The organism is Bacteroides sp. 14(A) (assembly GCF_000526555.1).
Lineage (GTDB): Bacteria > Bacteroidota > Bacteroidia > Bacteroidales > Bacteroidaceae > Bacteroides > Bacteroides cellulosilyticus.
The window spans coordinates 1,045,569-1,063,419 of sequence record NZ_JAGH01000005.1; the positions used below are offsets into that span (position 1 = coordinate 1,045,569).

Sequence of the window (17,851 nt, forward strand, 5' to 3'; positions counted from 1 at the left end):
TGCGTATGGAAGTTTTTTGGAAAACAATCGCACAATATAATGAAGCAACCTGGATTTTCCAGGTAATTATTACGATTGCAGGTATCCTGCTGACCGTACTACTTTATCAAAAACCGACACTGCTGATAAAGCGGTTGATGAAGGGATATATGGTATTTTTAAATAGCTGGATTTCTATCGTCTACTACATGATCTATTGTGGTGACCGGAATTACAATTATATACTTGCCATATTCTGGGGTATAATTGCACTTATCTGGCTATGGGACCTCATTACAAACTATACTCCGTTTGAACGTTATCACAAATATGACAAACTGACTTACATACTGTATGCCATGCCATTCCTTTACCCTCTCTTGTCATGGGCACGGGGCATGGAATTCCCAATGATGACCACCTGTGTGATGCCCTGCTCCGTGGCCGTATTCACCATCGGGTTGCTACTGGCATTTTCACGCAAAGTGAATCTGCTTGTAATACTTTTCCTTTGTCACTGGGCATTGATAGCGTTTTCTAAAGTGTACATCTACAAAATTCCCGAAGATTTATTGCTGGCAAGTGCAACCGTTCCTGCCATTTATCTCTTCTTCAAGAATTACTTCGACCAGAATCTGCATAAAGAAACAAAACCAAGTGCCAAATATACCAACTGGATTCTAATAGCACTCTGTGTAGCAATTGGAGTATTTCTAAGTATCACGATATTGAACGAATTAGTGGGCTAGAAAATTAAATATGAAGTATTAAGTATGAAGTATTAAGGGCCACGCATCATTAATACCTGATACCTAATACTTCATATTTCATACTGATTTCATTCTATTTATTCTTTCCTTGATTTGCTACTGCTTCCATCAACTTCTTTATTTCCTCCGGATCTCCCAAGAAATAGTCTTTTTGCAAATTCAGGTCATCATCAAATTCAAAAACATAAGGCACGGCGGTGGGCAGGTTCAGCTTTACAATATCTTCATCGGAGATATGTTTCAGGTGCTTGATGATTCCTCTTAAACTATTACCATGTGCCACAACCAACAGCTCATCGGCTGTTTTCAGATTCGGGAAGATCACACATTTCCAGTAAGGCATGATGCGTTCGATTGTATCTTTCAGAGACTCGGTACGGGGCAGTTCCGCATCGGGCACTTCATTATAACGTGCTTCAAAACGCGGATTACGAGGGTCATCCTCAGTCAGTGCATGCGGAGCAATATCATAGCTACGACGCCAGATCAACACCTGCTCTTCACCATATTTGGCAGCAGTTTCCGCCTTATTCAAACCTTGAAGCTGTCCATAATGCTTCTCGTTCAGGCGCCAGGATTTCTCTACCGGTATCCAGTCCTGATCCATACGATCCAATACCACATTCAGTGTTTTCACTGCACGTTTCAAGTAGGAAGTATAGGCTTTATCAAACTGGAAGTCATTATCTATCAATAACTGTCCCGCCTTTTCAGCTTCGGCAATACCTTTTTCTGTCAAATCTACATCGGTCCAACCAGTGAAACGATTTTCCTTATTCCATGCGCTCTCGCCATGGCGAAGTAATACAATTTTCTTCATACGAATTATTTTTTATTAGTCGTATAAATAAAACACGCATCTATCGGAACTTGTTCAATAAGAGGGAGGGATCACTATTTCAGCAGTGAATCAGCATATATGCACAACTTCAGCATTTGTTGGCACGCCAGAAACTATACCAAACAAACAACTCAATGAAAGAAGTAAATGTCTCATAGTACATATACTATAAGGTGAATAAAAAAGCGAAAAGCTGCCCCGAGAAGTTTAGTAAACCTCCCGTGAGCAGCTTCTCTATTTTGTTAGATTAAACTCTTACACGAACCAACGAACGTAGCAGAAGTCCTGACGGTGAGGCAGGTCAGAGTTTTTCGGGAACATACGGTAGGATACTTTAAAGCTACCTGCGTTCTCTAATTTATGTTTCACCTGGAAGGTATAAAGATTACCCTCTTTCTTCACTACACTGAACGGTTCAACAGAATAAACATGCTGTTTACCGTCTCCGGCAGTATAAGTAGTTACCAGTTCCAGACCGATAGCATCATTCAAGCCTTTCTCATCGATTACATAAGTAATGGTATATTCCTTACCGCTTTCGATAGTAGCTTGAAGCAATTCTTCACACTTGTCATAAGACACTACCTCAATACTGTCCCACTTAGACACCACTTCTTCTTTCCAAGCAGCAATTTCTTTTGCTTTGGCGTTGTCATTAGCCGACAATGCGCTGAAACGCTTAGCCAGCTTAGTGTAGAACTTGCTATAATAGTCGTCCAACTGACGTTTCATGGTATAGTGCGGTGCAATCTGTGCAATAGAATTCTTGATAGTCTTCACCCAACCTTCAGAGTATCCCTTCTTATTGCGTGCATAGTACAACGGCAGGATTTCTGTTTCAAGGATGCTATAGATAGTAGCTGCATCGAGCTGATCCTGATGTTCCTGGTTCTGGTAAGTACGCTTTTCAGTCAGCGCCCAACCTGCACCTTCACGATAGCCTTCCAACCACCAACCGTCGAGTACGGAGAAGTTTACAACACCGTTCATCAACGCTTTCTCACCGGAAGTACCGGATGCTTCGAGCGGACGAGTCGGCGTATTCAACCAGATATCTACACCGGATACCAGACGGCGAGCCAGCTGCATATCATAGTTTTCCAGGAAGATAATCTTACCCAGGAATTCCGGACGACGGGAAATTTCGATAATTCTCTTAATCAAACCTTGGCCTGCTCCATCATGCGGATGAGCCTTACCTGTGAACAGGAACTGTACCGGATAGTCAGGGTTGTTCACAATCTTAGCCAGACGGTCGAGGTCAGTGAACAGCAAGTGAGCACGTTTGTAAGTAGCAAAACGACGACCGAAACCGATCAGCAACGCATTGGGATTGATCTTATCCATCAGAGAAACGATACGTGAAGGATCACCTTGGTTCTTCAGCCAAGTTTCACGGTATTGCTTACGAACATAGTCGATCAACTTATTCTTCAAAGCCATACGTGTTTCCCAGATTTTTTCATCGGGCACATTATAAATAGCTTCCCAAATCTTCGGGTTAGACTGATCATACAAGAAGTTTTCATCGAAGTTAGCAGCATAGAGATGTTTCCATTCGGTAGCGCTCCAAGTCGGGAAGTGTACACCGTTCGTAACATAACCCACATGCATTTCTTCGGGGAAATAGCCCTTCCAGATAGTAGAGAACATTTCCTGAGAAACCTTTCCGTGCAACCAGCTTACACCATTCACTTCCTGTGAAGTGTTGCAAGCAAAGACGGACATACAGAAACGTTCGCCTTTGTCGCCCGGATTATTACGGCCAAGATCCATCAGATCCTCCCAGCTGATACCCATTCTGGCAGGGTAACCACCCATATACTTACCGAAGAGACCCTCGTCGAAGTAGTCGTGTCCGGCAGGAACCGGAGTATGTACAGTGTACAGAGAAGAAGCACGTACCAGTTCGATAGCCTGGTCGTAAGACAAGCCTTCAGCTACATAATCACAGATACGCTGAACGTTGATCAACGCTGCGTGTCCTTCGTTACAGTGATAAACATCTTTCTTGATACCCAGTTTCTTCAGTGTCAAGATACCACCGATACCAAGCAATATTTCTTGTTTCAAACGGTTTTCCCAGTCACCACCATAGAGTTGGTGAGTAATAGGACGGTCGAATTCGCTGTTCATTTCATTATCCGTATCCAACAGATAGAGAGAAATACGTCCAACGTTTACACGCCATACAAAAGCATGAACAAAATAATCCAGATAAGGAACATCTACAATCACCTGATTGCCATTCTCGTCCATCACTCGCTCGATGGGCAACTGACCGAAGTTCTGAGCTTCGTAGTTGGCAATCTGCTGGCCATCCATTGAGAGGGTCTGCGTGAAATAACCGTAACGATATAGGAATCCTACTGCGCAAAGGTCAACATTGCTATCGGAAGCCTCTTTCAGGTAGTCGCCGGCAAGAACACCTAAACCACCAGAATATATCTTAAGTACCTGGTTCAAACCATACTCCATGCTGAAATAAGCAACGGAAGGGCGCTTCTGATCAGGTTTCACGTCCATATACGTTCTGAACATAGCATAGACGTCATTCATTCTCTTCAGAATTACTTTGTCATTTGCAAGCGCCTCGAGTTTAGCATAACTCATTCTTTCCAACAGAAGGACGGGGTTATGACCAACTTCTTTCCACAAAGCAGGGTCAAGGTCTTTAAACAGTTCAGTAGCTTCATAGTTCCAAGACCACCAAATGTTATGTGCCAATTCAGACAATTTCTCCAACTCGGCAGGAACATGAGATTTCACATTCACATCTTTCCAGTTCGGAGTGTTTACATTACTAACTTTAATCTTCATTGTATGATTACTTGATTGATTAATAATTCATATTTATTTTAACCTAACTGACGTTCCATCGCATGACGAAGGGCAAAGTCATAGGCTTCATAATAATATTCAATAAAATGCTTCCACAAAGCCTGTTCAGCCACTTGCCCGGCACGCTTGCGAATGTTTTTCACTTCTGCATCCGTCTTTGCAGAAAATGCCGAAATGGTGTCTTTGATACCGTCAGCCACTTCAGAATAGTTGTAATCCGAACGGTGAAGTACCTCTACCCCATCATCGATGCCATGCTGGTTCTTCAGGCTGTTCACCCAAAGTCCGAAACCTGCCAGATCGGTCGTGACGGTAGGAACATGGAAAGCAACACTTTCCAACGGGGTATAGCCCCAAGGTTCGTAATATGAAGGATAGACACTAAGATCTTCTCCTAATATCAAATCGTAATATTGCTTGTTTATAATGCCATCTTTTCCGTCGAGATAGCAGGGAACAAAAATAATCTTCACCTTATCCTCAGGACGGTTGCTCATGCCCATATACTTCAGCATGTCCAGCACTTGATCATGCGTCATGTTGTGCAGCCAGTGAGTAATCAAAGGTACTTCCAGCGGAGTAGTGAATTTCTCCTTGCTCTTGAGACGCTGTTGCAGGTCTTCACGGGCATCACCTACCCATCCTGGCACATTGATGAATGCCAATACATTCTTCTCCAGGTTCTTATCACGGTTCAGCCGATTCAGTGATTCAAGGAAGACATCGATGCCTTTGTTCTTAAACTCATAACGACCGCTGGTACCGATAATTAACGTATCATCACCCATATCCGTACCCATCAGGCAATTGGCAACGCGCAACATGGTAGATCTCGCACGTTTGCGTTTTCCGGTAAACGTCGTTCCTTTCGGTACAAAATCATCTTCAAAACCATTCATAAGCACTACATCGGCAGGCTTATCAAGCAATTCCTTGCACTCGTTATTTGTGATTTCACTCACAGTCGTAAAACAGTCTACATAGTGCGCAGTCTGTTTTTCAATGGAGTGTTTGGATTGCATATTGAGCTCTTCCGCCATCTGATCGCCATTATAAGCGAAGAGATAATCGTAAAGAGGCTTATTGTTACCTGCAATGGAACGTCCGATGGACGTGGCATGCGTGGTAAATATCGTAGCGATTTCAGGAACAGCAGTCTGCAAGTAGAGGGCTCCCATACCGGTCATCCACTCATGTGCCTGATAAATCACTTTATCTGTCTCCGTCAGGTTGTAGCGATAAAAACTCTCTACTACCTTTCCGGCAGCATACGAAAACATGGATGCTTCATCATAATCACCGTATGCATGCAGTGAATCCACCTGATAGCGGTTCCACATTTCTGTATAGATATCATTCTTCAGTGCGAAAAACGGTTGGAAATCAACCAATATAACGATCGGATTGCCCGGAATGTTCCAGCGTCCTACACGGACGGAAAGGTTATCTTGCTCAGCTGCATGCTTTCTCCATGCTGCACAAAGGTTATCGGACTCGATAAACAAAGGATTCTCTTTACCCTGCCAAAAATCAGGCCCTATAAAAAACAATCTATCATGAAATTTTGCCTGCAAGGTATTTGCTCGCGTGGACAAAACCGTATAGATACCTCCAACCTTATTACATACTTCCCAGCTTGACTCGAAGATGTAGTCGGGGGTTAACAGCTCTTTAGTCATATTACTTTTAATCTCTATTACTTAATACCGGCTGCAAAAATACACATTATTCTTTGAAAAATAGCCTATTAATCGAAAAAACTAATGAAATATGCATAAACAATCGTTTGCGAAAAATAGTTAGAAGGGCATTTCACTTAACGAGGTGTGGCATTTGCCTTGTTCAAGTGTGGCATTTGGAAACAATAAACCCAGGATCATCACCGGAATGACAACCCTGGGTTAGCAAATTATTCAGAAATAGATTCTTATGCAACCAGTGCGCTACCAATCAAGAATGTTGCAGCCAAAGCAACGATAGCATAAAGTTCCGGGAATACGGCAAGGATCAATGTATTGCTGAATACATCGTGACCTTGTCCGATAGCTGCGATACCATTTGCACAAACCTGTCCCTGACGGATAGCTGAGAACAAGGCAACCAATCCCAAGGCGATACCTGCACCAAGAATAGCGGCAGCCTGGATGGCTGTCATTTCAGGAGTAAGGATACCGAAAATAGTCTGGAACATAAAGTAACCGGCAAAACCATACAAACCCTGCGTACCGGGAAGTGCTGTCAATACGAGGAAGTTTCCGAATGCACCGTCGTTCTTCTTCAAAGCACCGATAGCTGCGTTACCGGCAATCGTCACTCCATAGGCACTACCGATGCCAGACAAACCAATCATTACTGCGATGCCGATGTAGGCAATCAATAAGTTCATTTCCATAATCTTACGTTTTTTATTGTTTTAATTTTTAATTCTATAATTGTTATTTTTTAAATGGCTTATATTCTTTTCCGCCTCCTTCGTAACCGGAATTCTTAAAGAACTCCACGAAAGTCAGACGCATGGGGTGAACCATCGCACCCAGTACATTCATAAACATGTTAATAGCATGTCCGATAACGAATATCAGTACCATCACAATCGGACCGACAATCACATTGTCAGGGCTCATGCCCACAGCCAGACTGTTGAATACTCCCGCAAGGATACCTCCCGACAGACCGAGGGCAAACAGACGAACATACGAAAGCACGTCGCCCAGCAAACCCGTAGCCATGTTGTAAGAATCCCACAAACCCAGTCCGATATTCATAAACACGTTCTTACCGGGACTGTTGAAGAGAAATATCATAACGGCAGCCACACCAAGAATGCACAGATGTACCGTACCACCCAACGGCATCACTTCGGGCAACATGAATCCTACTCCGCAGGATATCAGCAACACAATCCAACCGATAGTGGCTACGGCATACTTAAAGCCGAACTGTATAGCCTGATTGACTGCTTTCAGTATCATACCGAAGAGAATCTGAATCACACCGAGTATCAGTGACAACTGGAACATGGCATTATTATCCATGAACAAATGATCCTTCATATACTGCAAGAAAGGTATGTTTATGTCATAGAGGCTCACTCCGAAGAACGTACCCGTCAGCATTCCACAGAAGAATGTAGAAGCAGCCAATATCTGTATCAATGAAAGAATCGGCTTCATCGTAGCACTGATATTCTTGGCGAACATACGGTACAGCGTAGCGGCAAGGAACAGGAACAACCCGTAACCGGAGTCGCCCAGACACAACCCGAAGAACACCATAAAGAACGGTGCAAAGAACGGTGTCAGATCCAACTCACTGTATTTCGGAAGCATGTAGAGTTTGCATATCGGCTCAAACCAGGCAAAGAACCCCTTATTGTTCAATTGGATAGGCACATTATCTTCCGGTGTCGGATTCGTAATCTCATAATAGATATGCTGTTCATCCAGCCATGCGGCAATTTCCTTTTCTTTGGAAGCCGGCGCCCAGCCTTGCAGCAACATTAGTTTTTCTCCAGCTGTAGCCTCTGTGTTCAGTATCACCTGAGAAAACTCTATTTCAGTGTTCACCTCCTTCAAGGCTGCTTGTAATGAAGGTTGCTCCTTCTCAGCAAGCACAGCCAGCTTTTGGTCATTGTCCGCCAAAGCCTGTTCAGTCTCCTGACAAAGTATCTGCACACGGGTCAATGAATAAGGAGGTAACTTTATCTGCTCTGCATCCAAATCTACTTCCACTTCATTCTTAGTTACAGTAATGAAATAGATACGTGAGGATACACAACTGATAATCATCGCATTATAAATTTCCTCCCAAGCTTCGTCATAGCTACCTTCCGAGCAACAGTAAAAGTTTACCGTAAAGCCGGCATCATGCAGAAGATTCAGACTTTCAGGCTCGAAATCACCCCAGGGTTCCAGGGCGGCTTTCTCCTTCTGATAGTTTTGCAACTGTTGTTGCAGCTTGGTCTTTTCACTTTGCAACACATCCACTTCGTCCAGCACTTCCAGCCCGCGGGCAGCAGAAGCGGGTGTAGTTTCCTTCGCCTCGCCCAATCCATGCAGCATTTTCAATGTTGCCTGCAAACGCGAAGAAAGCCGGATGCTGTCCTGCAACTCTGCATTATCAGCTACTCCCTGCTGTTTTTCAGCCACGTGCACTACTCCAAGTTCGCGCACTCCGTTCAGAAATGCCTCGTACTCCTTATGATATACAAGGAATGTGAGCTTCTTCATTTTTGTAATCATGCTTCTGCCTCCTTCCTACTCTCTTGATGGGATTTCATGATTTTCTGCGATGACTTGGAGAGGTTCTCCTCGTCTTCCATGAAGCGCTTGATCTTTCGCAGAGCATCCTGATAGCCTGGAATCTGCACTTTCTCAAAGAGGTTTACCTTTTGGGTAGTCTTTTTACGTGCATGTTCCAGCAAGCCCAGTTTGGCGACGATAAACTCCCGTTCGATAGCCGTCTGTGCCAACACCTTGAGCAAATGTATGCCGTCGGCATACCATTTGGGGGCATTGAACAGGCTGTAGGGGCGTATTTCGAAATCAACGTTTTCGAGCAGCGGCACCCGTACACCGGCAATCTTCTTCACGCCGAGATGTACATCGCTCACCTTTATCAATGAGGAGTCAAACTCATTCCAAAGGGCGAACATCGCTTCGTAGGCCTGGATTTCCCGTTCCAACTTCTCATCCAGCGCGGCAGCTTCTGATTTGCAGCGCTTCACTTCCATGCGTAGTGCGCTCTCCTTATTCTTGATAATAGGGAGTGTTCGTACCCGCACTTTCAGTTGCTTTTCCAACTGCTGGAGGGAAGTTTTATTATATTGAAACTTTATAGCCACTTTATTAATTAAAAATTTTAAATTAAAAATTAAAGGCTCATACTTATCACATTATATATTAATAAAAAAATCAAGCTGCGCATTTCATTCGTTTAATAATAGAAACAAGTAAACGAATCAAATTCAAACAATCTTCATTAACCGATTCATAAGAACTATCATCTAAATATTCACTTTCGTGCAATAAAAGCAACCAATATTTCGTTTCATTTGCCTCTTTCAGTGCAATGCTCAATTTATGAACAAAATCAGCTTTACTCTCAGCAAATTCACTCTCTTTAACCATAGCTCCTATTGCTGTTCCTGATCGAAGGACTTGTTTTGATAACACAAATTCCTTTTTGTTTTCTTGTAAAAACCTGCAAGCTTTCACAATCCTAACCCCAAAAGCAACAGCCCTCTGATCAATCACATTATCCGTCCTTACCGCGTAGCTTTAATTTTTAATTATTAATTTTTAATTTGTGGGCCAATATTGGTCCACAAGTTCTTTCTTGATATTCACTTCTTCCGGACGGAAATACTTACCGAACAGGCTCCAAGCCACATCGAGCATCTCAGTTGTATCGAGGTTCACATCAATAGCCAGCAATTGGTTGGAGTAATCCTTGGCAAATGCAAGGGTACGTTCGTCATAATTTGTCAGGTCGAAACCGTTCTCCAACTTCGTCTTGGCGTTGGCAGCATCGGCGTACAGACGTACAGCAGCATTCATCACCTGCGGATGGTCTTTACGCGTCTTCTTACCTGTAACGAGCTGTTTCAGACGGGACAGTGAACGGAACGGGTCAACGATAACCTTACCGATATCTGTATCACGACGCAGGAACAACTGACCTTCCGTAATGTAACCCGTATTATCAGGCACAGCATGCGTAATATCGCCACCGGACAATGTTGTCACTGCGATAATGGTAATGGAACCACCACTTGGGAACTGTACTGCCTTCTCATAAATCTTAGCCAAATCCGAATAAAGAGAACCCGGCATAGAATCTTTTGAAGGAATCTGGTCCATACGGTTGGATACAATCGCCAACGCATCAGCGTAAGAGGTCATATCAGTCAACAGTACCAATACCTTTTCATTATTGTTCACAGCGAAATATTCGGCTGCCGTCAACGCCATATCCGGAATCAGCAAACGTTCTACCGGAGGATTCTCCGTTGTATTCATGAAGCTGACGATACGGTCGAGCGCACCGGCGTTGGAGAATACATTCTTAAAGTACAGGTAGTCATCGTTCGTCATACCCATACCGCCCAGGATGATCTTATCCGTCTCGGCACGAAGTGCTACGTTCGCCATTACCTGGTTAAACGGCTGGTCAGGGTCGGCAAAGAACGGAATCTTCTGTCCGGATACCAGCGTATTGTTCAAGTCGATACCTGCAATACCAGTCGCAATCAGTTCCGACGGTTGTTTACGGCGTACCGGGTTCACAGACGGACCACCGATTTCCACTTCCTGACCTTCGATAGACGGACCACCGTCAATCGGATCACCGAAAGCGTTGAAGAAACGTCCCGCAAGCTGTTCGCTCACTTTCAGCGTAGGCGACTTACCCAGAAATACTATCTCCGCATTGGTCGGGATACCTTCCGTACCCTCAAATACCTGCAAAGTCACATCGTCACCGGCAATCTTCACCACCTGGGCGAGCTTGCCGTTTACGGTTGCCAACTCATCATACCCTACCCCTGTTGCCTTCAGCGAACACGTAGCTTTCGTAATCTGAGTGACCTTGGTATATATTTTTTGAAATGCTTTTGTTGCCATCTATTTATTTACAATTTAGCAATTTACAATTTACAATTTTCGCATTCTAACTTTTTACCACCTACACACACATGCCGAACGGCAAATTGTACCTTGTAAATGGTAAATTGTACTTTTCCTTAGGCTTTACGTTCTTCAATCAGTTCCTGCAACTGCTTACGGAATCCTTCATATTCTTCTGATTTGAACTTCGAGTAGTTCATCTGCTTACAGATATTGATCATTTTCTTAAAATAATCCATTACTTCATTGAAGTTATCGAATTCAAACTCCGTATGACAGATATCAATAATCATGTTCAGGATATCTTCCTGGCGCTCCATCGGCGTTACAGCGTCAATTTCGTCGAAAGCATCCTGTTGCAGGATTACGAAGTCGATCAATTCTGATTTCCAGAATGTTACATGATATTCTACAGGTACACCGTCATCACCCAGGATATTGATCTGTTCGGCAATCTCCTTACCGCGTTGCAAGCGGTTTTTGATTTCATTCACCTTACCGATCCACTCGCCATTGATGTGAGTTTTGATATATTCCTCAAATTCAGGATATTCGATATATTTAGAATAAGAATCAATCGGATTCACGGCGGGATAACGCTTCTTGTCGGCACGATCCTGTTCAAGAGCGTAGAAACAGCGGGCTACCTTCTTCGTATTCTCCGTTACAGGCTCTTTCAAGTTACCACCGGCAGGAGACACCGTACCGATAAAGGTAATAGAACCCGTTTCACCGTTACCCAGCACCACATATCCGGCACGTCCGTAGAAATTGGAGATGATAGAAGACAAGTCCATCGGGAATGCGTCAGGTCCAGGCAACTCTTCCATACGGTTGGACATCTCGCGCAAAGCCTGTGCCCAGCGGGAAGTGGAGTCAGCCATCAACAATACCTTCAGACCCATGCTACGATAATACTCTGCAATCGTCATAGCCGTATATACAGATGCTTCACGGGCAGCTACCGGCATGTTCGAAGTATTAGCGATAATGATTGTACGCTCCATCAACTTACGTCCGGTATGCGGGTCAACCAGTTCCGGAAATTCCGTAAAGATTTCCACAACCTCATTGGCACGCTCACCACAGGCAGCAATGATTACGATATCCGCCTCCGCCTGCTTTGAAATGGCGTGCTGAAGCACCGTTTTTCCCGTACCGAACGGGCCGGGGATAAATCCCGTACCACCTTCTACGATAGGATTCACGGTATCAATGACACGTACACCCGTTTCCAACAGTTTGAAAGGACGCGGTTTTTCTTTATAATTCGTCATGGCGCGTTTCACCGGCCATTTCTGTATCATGTTCACATGGATGTCATTCCCTTCTTCGTCAGTCAGTACGGCTACGATATCTTCGATGCTGTACTCACCTTCGTCTACGATGGATTTCACGGTACATACACCCTTTTGAGTGAAAGGCACCATGATTTTCAGGGGTTGGAAGTTTTCATCCACTTGGCCCAGCCAGGCAGCAGCTTCCACTTTATCACCCACTTTCACCAGAGGCATAAAGTGCCATCTGCTTCCCTTGTCCAGCGGATAGGTATATTGTCCGCGTTTCAGGAAGACTCCATCCATCTTATCGAGGTCATTTTGCAGACCGTCATAGTTTTTCGAAAGCATACCCGGGCCTAATGTCACCTCAAGCATGTGTCCGGTAAATTCGGCTTCAGCCCCTACTTTCAGTCCGCGGGTGCTCTCAAACACCTGCACGTACACATGGGTACCTACCACCTTAATCACCTCCGCCATCAGTCGGTCACCGCCGGTCGAGATGTAGCAAATCTCGTTCTGTGCCACCGGGCCGTCAACGACGAGGGTTACCATGTTGGCGATAACGCCACTAACAGTTCCTTTTGTTGCCATATAATTATGTTATTTATTTTATCTGAATTCTGCGGGAATCTGCACTTCATCCTTCAGCGTTGCTATGATGCTGCGGAACAGCTGATTACCCTTTTCCTTATCCAAAGAAATCCACCGTTCTATCATTTCCAGTTGCAGCAGAAAAACGAACAGACGCTCTACAGTGAAATAGTTGAAGAAGGTAGCTTCTTCCATCCAATTCCAACGTAACTGGTCAATTTTCTTTTCCCGTTCCACTAACTCTTCGGTTTCACTGATCTTCACCAACTGATCCAGGAAGTCCACCTCTCCTGTCAGCCCGAAATCACGGGCACCGGATGTACGCAAAGCCTCGCACACTTCCGTATCTCCCACTATCAGCGGAGCGATATCCATCTTGAATTTCCGGGCAGTCAGTGCCACCAGCACATTGTTCATTGTCAGATTGAACGCAAACCAGGAAGACACGAACTTATTCCTGCACTTCATTGCATACGCATAGTAAAGCGCAGCCAGACGATCCTCATGCAGAAAATCATCCTCGGCAGGAGTATTGAAATATTCTGAAATAAAAGTGGAGAGATAGGAAGGAAATACGGCATCAGCCACCTCGTCACCATCTTTAAGCGATGAGATAAACTCAGCCAATTCTTCTGCGGAATAATTTCCACGAGAGTCAATGGCAGCGTCTTTATCCTTTAGTAATTTCAGAACGTTCGCATTGTCAAACTTCAGATAAAACAGGTCAATCAACCGTCTATCTTCGTCGGACAAATCCGGATACAGTTCCGCTTTGAAATCAGCTACCGTATAGCTCAGTTTGCTATCCTCCAAAGTGAGTTCGGGCAAACCGGCTACCAAGTAGTAATAGTATTTACTCATATCCTGTGGTTTTAGAACAGCATTTCCACTAATTGCGGACGCAGGAATTCTTTGAAGTAATTCATAAATTCTTCTTCACCGAAGTTTACTTTGTACGAACCATCGGCAGGCGAAACGGTGAACAACGTCTTATTACCATTTACCTGTTCTATCTTCACACCTTTATCCAGCAACGCTTTTGCTTGTGCGGCGAAGTATTTCTTCAGGCCGTCGGCATCGGCGGTAGAGATCACGATAGGCTCGTTCACACTCCATTTGGAAGCTAATGCAACTATGAAGGCGTTCAGATAATCCTTATCGGCAGCAAATGCTTTCACATCCGCATTGACAATCTTATCCGTCACAAGTGTAGCGATTTCAGACTTCAGTGCATTCACTGCCTGGCCGGCGAATAATTTCAATTCCGACTTGGTATTTTCTGCCAGTTCATCGGCAGACTTACGAGAGGCAGCCACAATTGCTTCAGCTTCTTTACGAGCGTCTTCCACAATTTTCTTGGCTTCATCTTGAGCGTTAGCGATAAGTTTCTGGGCCTCAGTGTTACCTTTTTCGACCCCCTCGCGGTAAATCTTATCAGTCAACTCTTGAATTTTGTTTTCCATATACACAGGAGTAATTTTAATAATTATATAATTGCGATTTTTTCCCTTTTTATTAGATTCGAGTCCAAAAGTACTAAAATCCCTTAGAAAAAAGGGGGAAAGAATGGAATAAAAACGTCCTATTTTTCAAAAAAAGCCTTTTTATACCATTTTTATTCTGTAAAGATAAGGATGAAGTTTCAAACTAAAAAGAAATTGCTTGCTGAAAAAGGAAAATAGAAGGTTCAAAGAGGAAAAAAAGCTACTGAAAGTAACCATTATACAAATATTATACCTATAAACACAAAAAGCCTCCATATCATTTCGATATGGAGGCTTCTCTCTAAAAAACGGCAACTACCTACTCTCCCACTTGACGCAGTACCATCGGCGTGATCAGGCTTAACTTCTCTGTTCGGAATGGGAAGAGGTGGAACCCTGATGCTATAGTCACCTAAATAAGTTAGACATGATGCAAAAAGCAAAGATTTTAAACTGAACGTATATACCTGCCATACAAGGCAAGGACCAAAAGTGAACGGGCAATTAGTAATGCTCGGCTATGATGTTACCACCTGTACACCTGCATCCTATCAACGTTGTAGTCTTCAACGACCCTAAGAAATCTAATCTTGTGGCTGGCTTCGTACTTAGATGCTTTCAGCACTTATCCAATCCCGACTTAGATACCCAGCAATGCACCTGGCGGCACAACTGGTAAACCAGAGGTCAGTCCAACACGGTCCTCTCGTACTAGTGTCAGAGCCACGCAAATTTCATACGCCCACGATAGATAGAGACCGAACTGTCTCACGACGTTCTGAACCCAGCTCGCGTGCCACTTTAATGGGCGAACAGCCCAACCCTTGGGACCTTCTCCAGCCCCAGGATGTGACGAGCCGACATCGAGGTGCCAAACCCCTCCGTCGATATGAGCTCTTGGGAGGGATCAGCCTGTTATCCCCGGAGTACCTTTTATCCTTTGAGCGATGTCCTTTCCATACAGAAACACCGGATCACTATGCTCTAGTTTCCTACCTGATCGACTTGTAAGTCTCCCAGTCAAGCGCCCTTATGCCATTACACTCTGCCGCCGGTTACCAATCGGCGTGAGGGCACCTTTAGAAGCCTCCGTTACATTTTTGGAGGCGACCACCCCAGTCAAACTACCCACCAAACAGTGTCCTCGCATCAGCGAGTTAGAACTCAAATAACCAAAGGGCCGTATTTCAACAGCGACTCCACAAATACTGGCGTACCTGCTTCAAAGCCTCCGGCCTATCCTACACATCAATTACCCAAATTCAATGTTAAGCTATAGTAAAGGTTCACGGGGTCTTTTCGTCCCATCGCGGGTAATCGGCATCTTCACCGATACTACAATTTCACTGAGCTCACGGTTGAGACAGTGTCCAGATCATTACACCATTCGTGCAGGTCGGAACTTACCCGACAAGGAATTTCGCTACCTTAGGACCGTTATAGTTACGGCCGCCGTTTACTGGGGCTTCAATTCAATGCTTCTCTTGCGATGACATCTCCTCTTAACCTTCCAGCACCGGGCAGGTGTCAGGCTATATACTTCATCTTTCAATTTGGCATAGCCCTGTGTTTTTGTTAAACAGTTGCCTGGACCGATTCTCTGCGCCCCACCTCGCAGTGGGGACCCTTTATCCCGAAGTTACAGGGTCAATTTGCCTAGTTCCTTAACCGTGAATCACTCAAGCGCCTTAGTATATTCAACCCGACTACGTGTGTCCGTTTACGGTACGGGTACCTTAAAGATTAAGTTTAGCGGATTTTCTTGGGAGTATGTTTACATGCACTATTGGATTGTTCCGAAGAACGCTCCATACTATCAGGTTCGACTCTCGGAGCGGATTTGCCTGCCCCGATCAACATCTACACCCTTCAACGAACTATTCCGTCAGTTCGCGGCACTGTCACGCCTCCGTCTCCACGTCACTCTTTAAGGTAGTACAGGAATATTAACCTGTTCTGCCATCGGCCTCACCGTTCGGCTGAGCCTTAGGACCCGACTAACCCTGATCCGATTAGCGTTGATCAGGAAACCTTAGTCTTTCGGCGAGGGGGTTTCTCACCCCCTTTATCGTTACTTATACCTACATTTGCTTTTCTACACGCTCCAGCAAAGCTTACGCTTCACCTTCGACGCTGAGTAGAATGCTCCCCTACCGATGTTTGCACATCCCATAGCTTCGGTAAATTGCTTATGCCCGATTATTATCCACGCCAAACTCCTCGACTAGTGAGCTGTTACGCACTCTTTAAATGAATGGCTGCTTCCAAGCCAACATCCTAGCTGTCTTAGCAATCTGACTTCGTTAGATCAACTTAGCAATTATTTCGGGACCTTAGCTGATGGTCCGGATTGTTCTCCTTTAGGACATGGACCTTAGCACCCATGCCCTCACTCCTGATATAGAACTAATACGCATTCGGAGTTTGTCAAGACTTGATAGGCGGCGAAGCCCTCGCATCTTATCAGTCGCTCTACCTCATATTAGTATAAATCAAGGCTGCACCTAAATGCATTTCGGGGAGTACGAGCTATCTCCAAGTTTGATTAGCCTTTCACCCCCACCCTCAGCTCATCCGGAAGCTTTTCAACGCTTATCGGTTCGGTCCTCCAGACAGTGTTACCTGTCCTTCAACCTGGCCAAGGGTAGATCACTTGGTTTCGCGTCTACTCCTTCCGACTATCCGCCCTGTTAAGACTCGCTTTCGCTTCGGCTGCAGATCTCAAGATCCTTAACCTTGCCGGAAAAAGTAACTCGTAGGTTCATTATGCAAAAGGCACGCCGTCACAGTTTAAACTGCTCCGACCGCTTGTAGGCGCATGGTTTCAGGGACTATTTCACTCTTCTGTTCGAAGTGCTTTTCACCTTTCCTTCACAGTACTGGTTCGCTATCGGTCTCTCGGGAGTATTTAGCCTTACCGGATGGTCCCGGCAGATTCACGCAAGATTCCTCGTGTCCCGCGCTACTCAGGATACCACTAGGGTTCAGTTAGCTTAGTATACCGGGTTATCACCGTCTATGACTGAACTTTCCAGATCATTCTACTCACTAACTTTCGTCCCACGACGTGGTCCTACAACCCCATACATGCCGTAACACATATGGTTTGGGCTATTCCCCGTTCGCTCGCCACTACTTGGGGAATCATTATTTATTTTCTATTCCTACAGGTACTAAGATGTTTCAGTTCCCTGCGTTCGCCTCCATCGTAAGATGGATAATATCTCTTCAAGATATTGGGTTGTCCCATTCGGAAATCCGCGGATCAAAGGTCATTTGCACCTACCCGCAGCTTATCGCAGCTTATCACGTCCTTCATCGCCTCCGAGAGCCAAGGCATCCGCCATGCGCCCTTACTTACTTTTAGTCTTACCTAGCCGTATGGCTCGATATATACTTTCAGCTTGTTATAACTTTACTTTTTTTTGTACATCATGTC

Annotated in this window: 12 protein-coding genes and 2 rRNA genes; 1 reads left to right on the forward strand and 13 read right to left on the reverse strand. The window is 44.7% G+C overall.

Annotation, left to right across the window (positions count from 1 at the left end; genetic code table 11):
* Nucleotides 1-5 precede the first annotated feature (5 nt).
* Complete coding sequence (locus tag K429_RS0127225; protein WP_007218696.1) at nt 6-728, forward strand: DUF6064 family protein; 723 nt, start codon at nt 6-8, stop codon at nt 726-728.
* A gap of 94 nt (nt 729-822) precedes the next feature.
* Here K429_RS0127225 and gpmA read toward each other — a convergent pair whose 3' ends face one another.
* The 13 genes from gpmA to K429_RS0127290 form a co-directional block, all read right to left on the reverse strand.
* Nucleotides 823-1,569, reverse strand: coding sequence for a 2,3-diphosphoglycerate-dependent phosphoglycerate mutase (gene gpmA / locus K429_RS0127230; protein ID WP_029328825.1), 747 nt, complete (start codon nt 1,567-1,569; stop codon nt 823-825).
* A gap of 276 nt (nt 1,570-1,845) precedes the next feature.
* Complete coding sequence (locus tag K429_RS0127235; protein ID WP_007213458.1) at nt 1,846-4,410, reverse strand: glycosyltransferase family 1 protein; 2,565 nt, start codon at nt 4,408-4,410, stop codon at nt 1,846-1,848.
* 38 nt (nt 4,411-4,448) lie between these two features.
* Nucleotides 4,449-6,110 (reverse strand): glycogen/starch synthase, encoded by a 1,662-nt coding sequence (locus K429_RS0127240; protein ID WP_007218699.1) that lies wholly within the window; start codon nt 6,108-6,110, stop codon nt 4,449-4,451.
* A gap of 248 nt (nt 6,111-6,358) precedes the next feature.
* Complete coding sequence (locus K429_RS0127245) at nt 6,359-6,823, reverse strand: V-type ATP synthase subunit K (protein WP_007213461.1); 465 nt, start codon at nt 6,821-6,823, stop codon at nt 6,359-6,361.
* Between the two features lie 43 nt (nt 6,824-6,866).
* Entirely contained in the window at nt 6,867-8,672 is a 1,806-nt protein-coding gene (locus K429_RS0127250; RefSeq protein WP_029328826.1) for a V-type ATP synthase subunit I, read from the reverse strand.
* A complete protein-coding gene (locus K429_RS0127255) occupies nt 8,669-9,274 on the reverse strand; it encodes a V-type ATP synthase subunit D (RefSeq protein ID WP_007213463.1) in 606 nt (201 codons plus the stop codon). The genes K429_RS0127250 and K429_RS0127255 overlap by 4 nt, the downstream gene beginning before the upstream one ends.
* A 70-nt stretch (nt 9,275-9,344) precedes the next feature.
* Nucleotides 9,345-9,686 carry a four helix bundle protein gene (locus tag K429_RS0127260; RefSeq protein WP_022210185.1) on the reverse strand — a complete coding sequence of 114 codons (342 nt, stop codon included), beginning with the start codon at nt 9,684-9,686 and terminating at the stop codon, nt 9,345-9,347.
* A 45-nt stretch (nt 9,687-9,731) separates the two neighbouring features.
* The gene (locus tag K429_RS0127265; RefSeq protein ID WP_007218703.1) at nt 9,732-11,054 is read right to left on the reverse strand and encodes a V-type ATP synthase subunit B; all 1,323 of its coding nucleotides are present in this window, start codon (nt 11,052-11,054) and stop codon (nt 9,732-9,734) included.
* A gap of 119 nt (nt 11,055-11,173) precedes the next feature.
* Nucleotides 11,174-12,928: a V-type ATP synthase subunit A gene (locus K429_RS0127270; protein WP_007213465.1), complete on the reverse strand. Its 1,755-nt coding sequence runs from the start codon at nt 12,926-12,928 to the stop codon at nt 11,174-11,176.
* Nucleotides 12,929-12,946: 18 nt separating this feature from the next.
* Nucleotides 12,947-13,789, reverse strand: a complete 843-nt coding sequence (locus K429_RS0127275; protein ID WP_007218704.1) for a DUF2764 domain-containing protein — start codon at nt 13,787-13,789, stop codon at nt 12,947-12,949.
* Nucleotides 13,790-13,800: 11 nt separating this feature from the next.
* Nucleotides 13,801-14,391 (reverse strand): hypothetical protein, encoded by a 591-nt coding sequence (locus K429_RS0127280; protein ID WP_007213467.1) that lies wholly within the window; start codon nt 14,389-14,391, stop codon nt 13,801-13,803.
* A 327-nt stretch (nt 14,392-14,718) separates the two neighbouring features.
* Nucleotides 14,719-14,828: ribosomal RNA gene (gene rrf, locus K429_RS0127285) — 5S ribosomal RNA — on the reverse strand.
* Nucleotides 14,829-14,896: 68 nt separating this feature from the next.
* Nucleotides 14,897-17,779, reverse strand: a 23S ribosomal RNA gene (locus K429_RS0127290).
* Between the last annotated feature and the right edge of the window lie 72 nt (nt 17,780-17,851).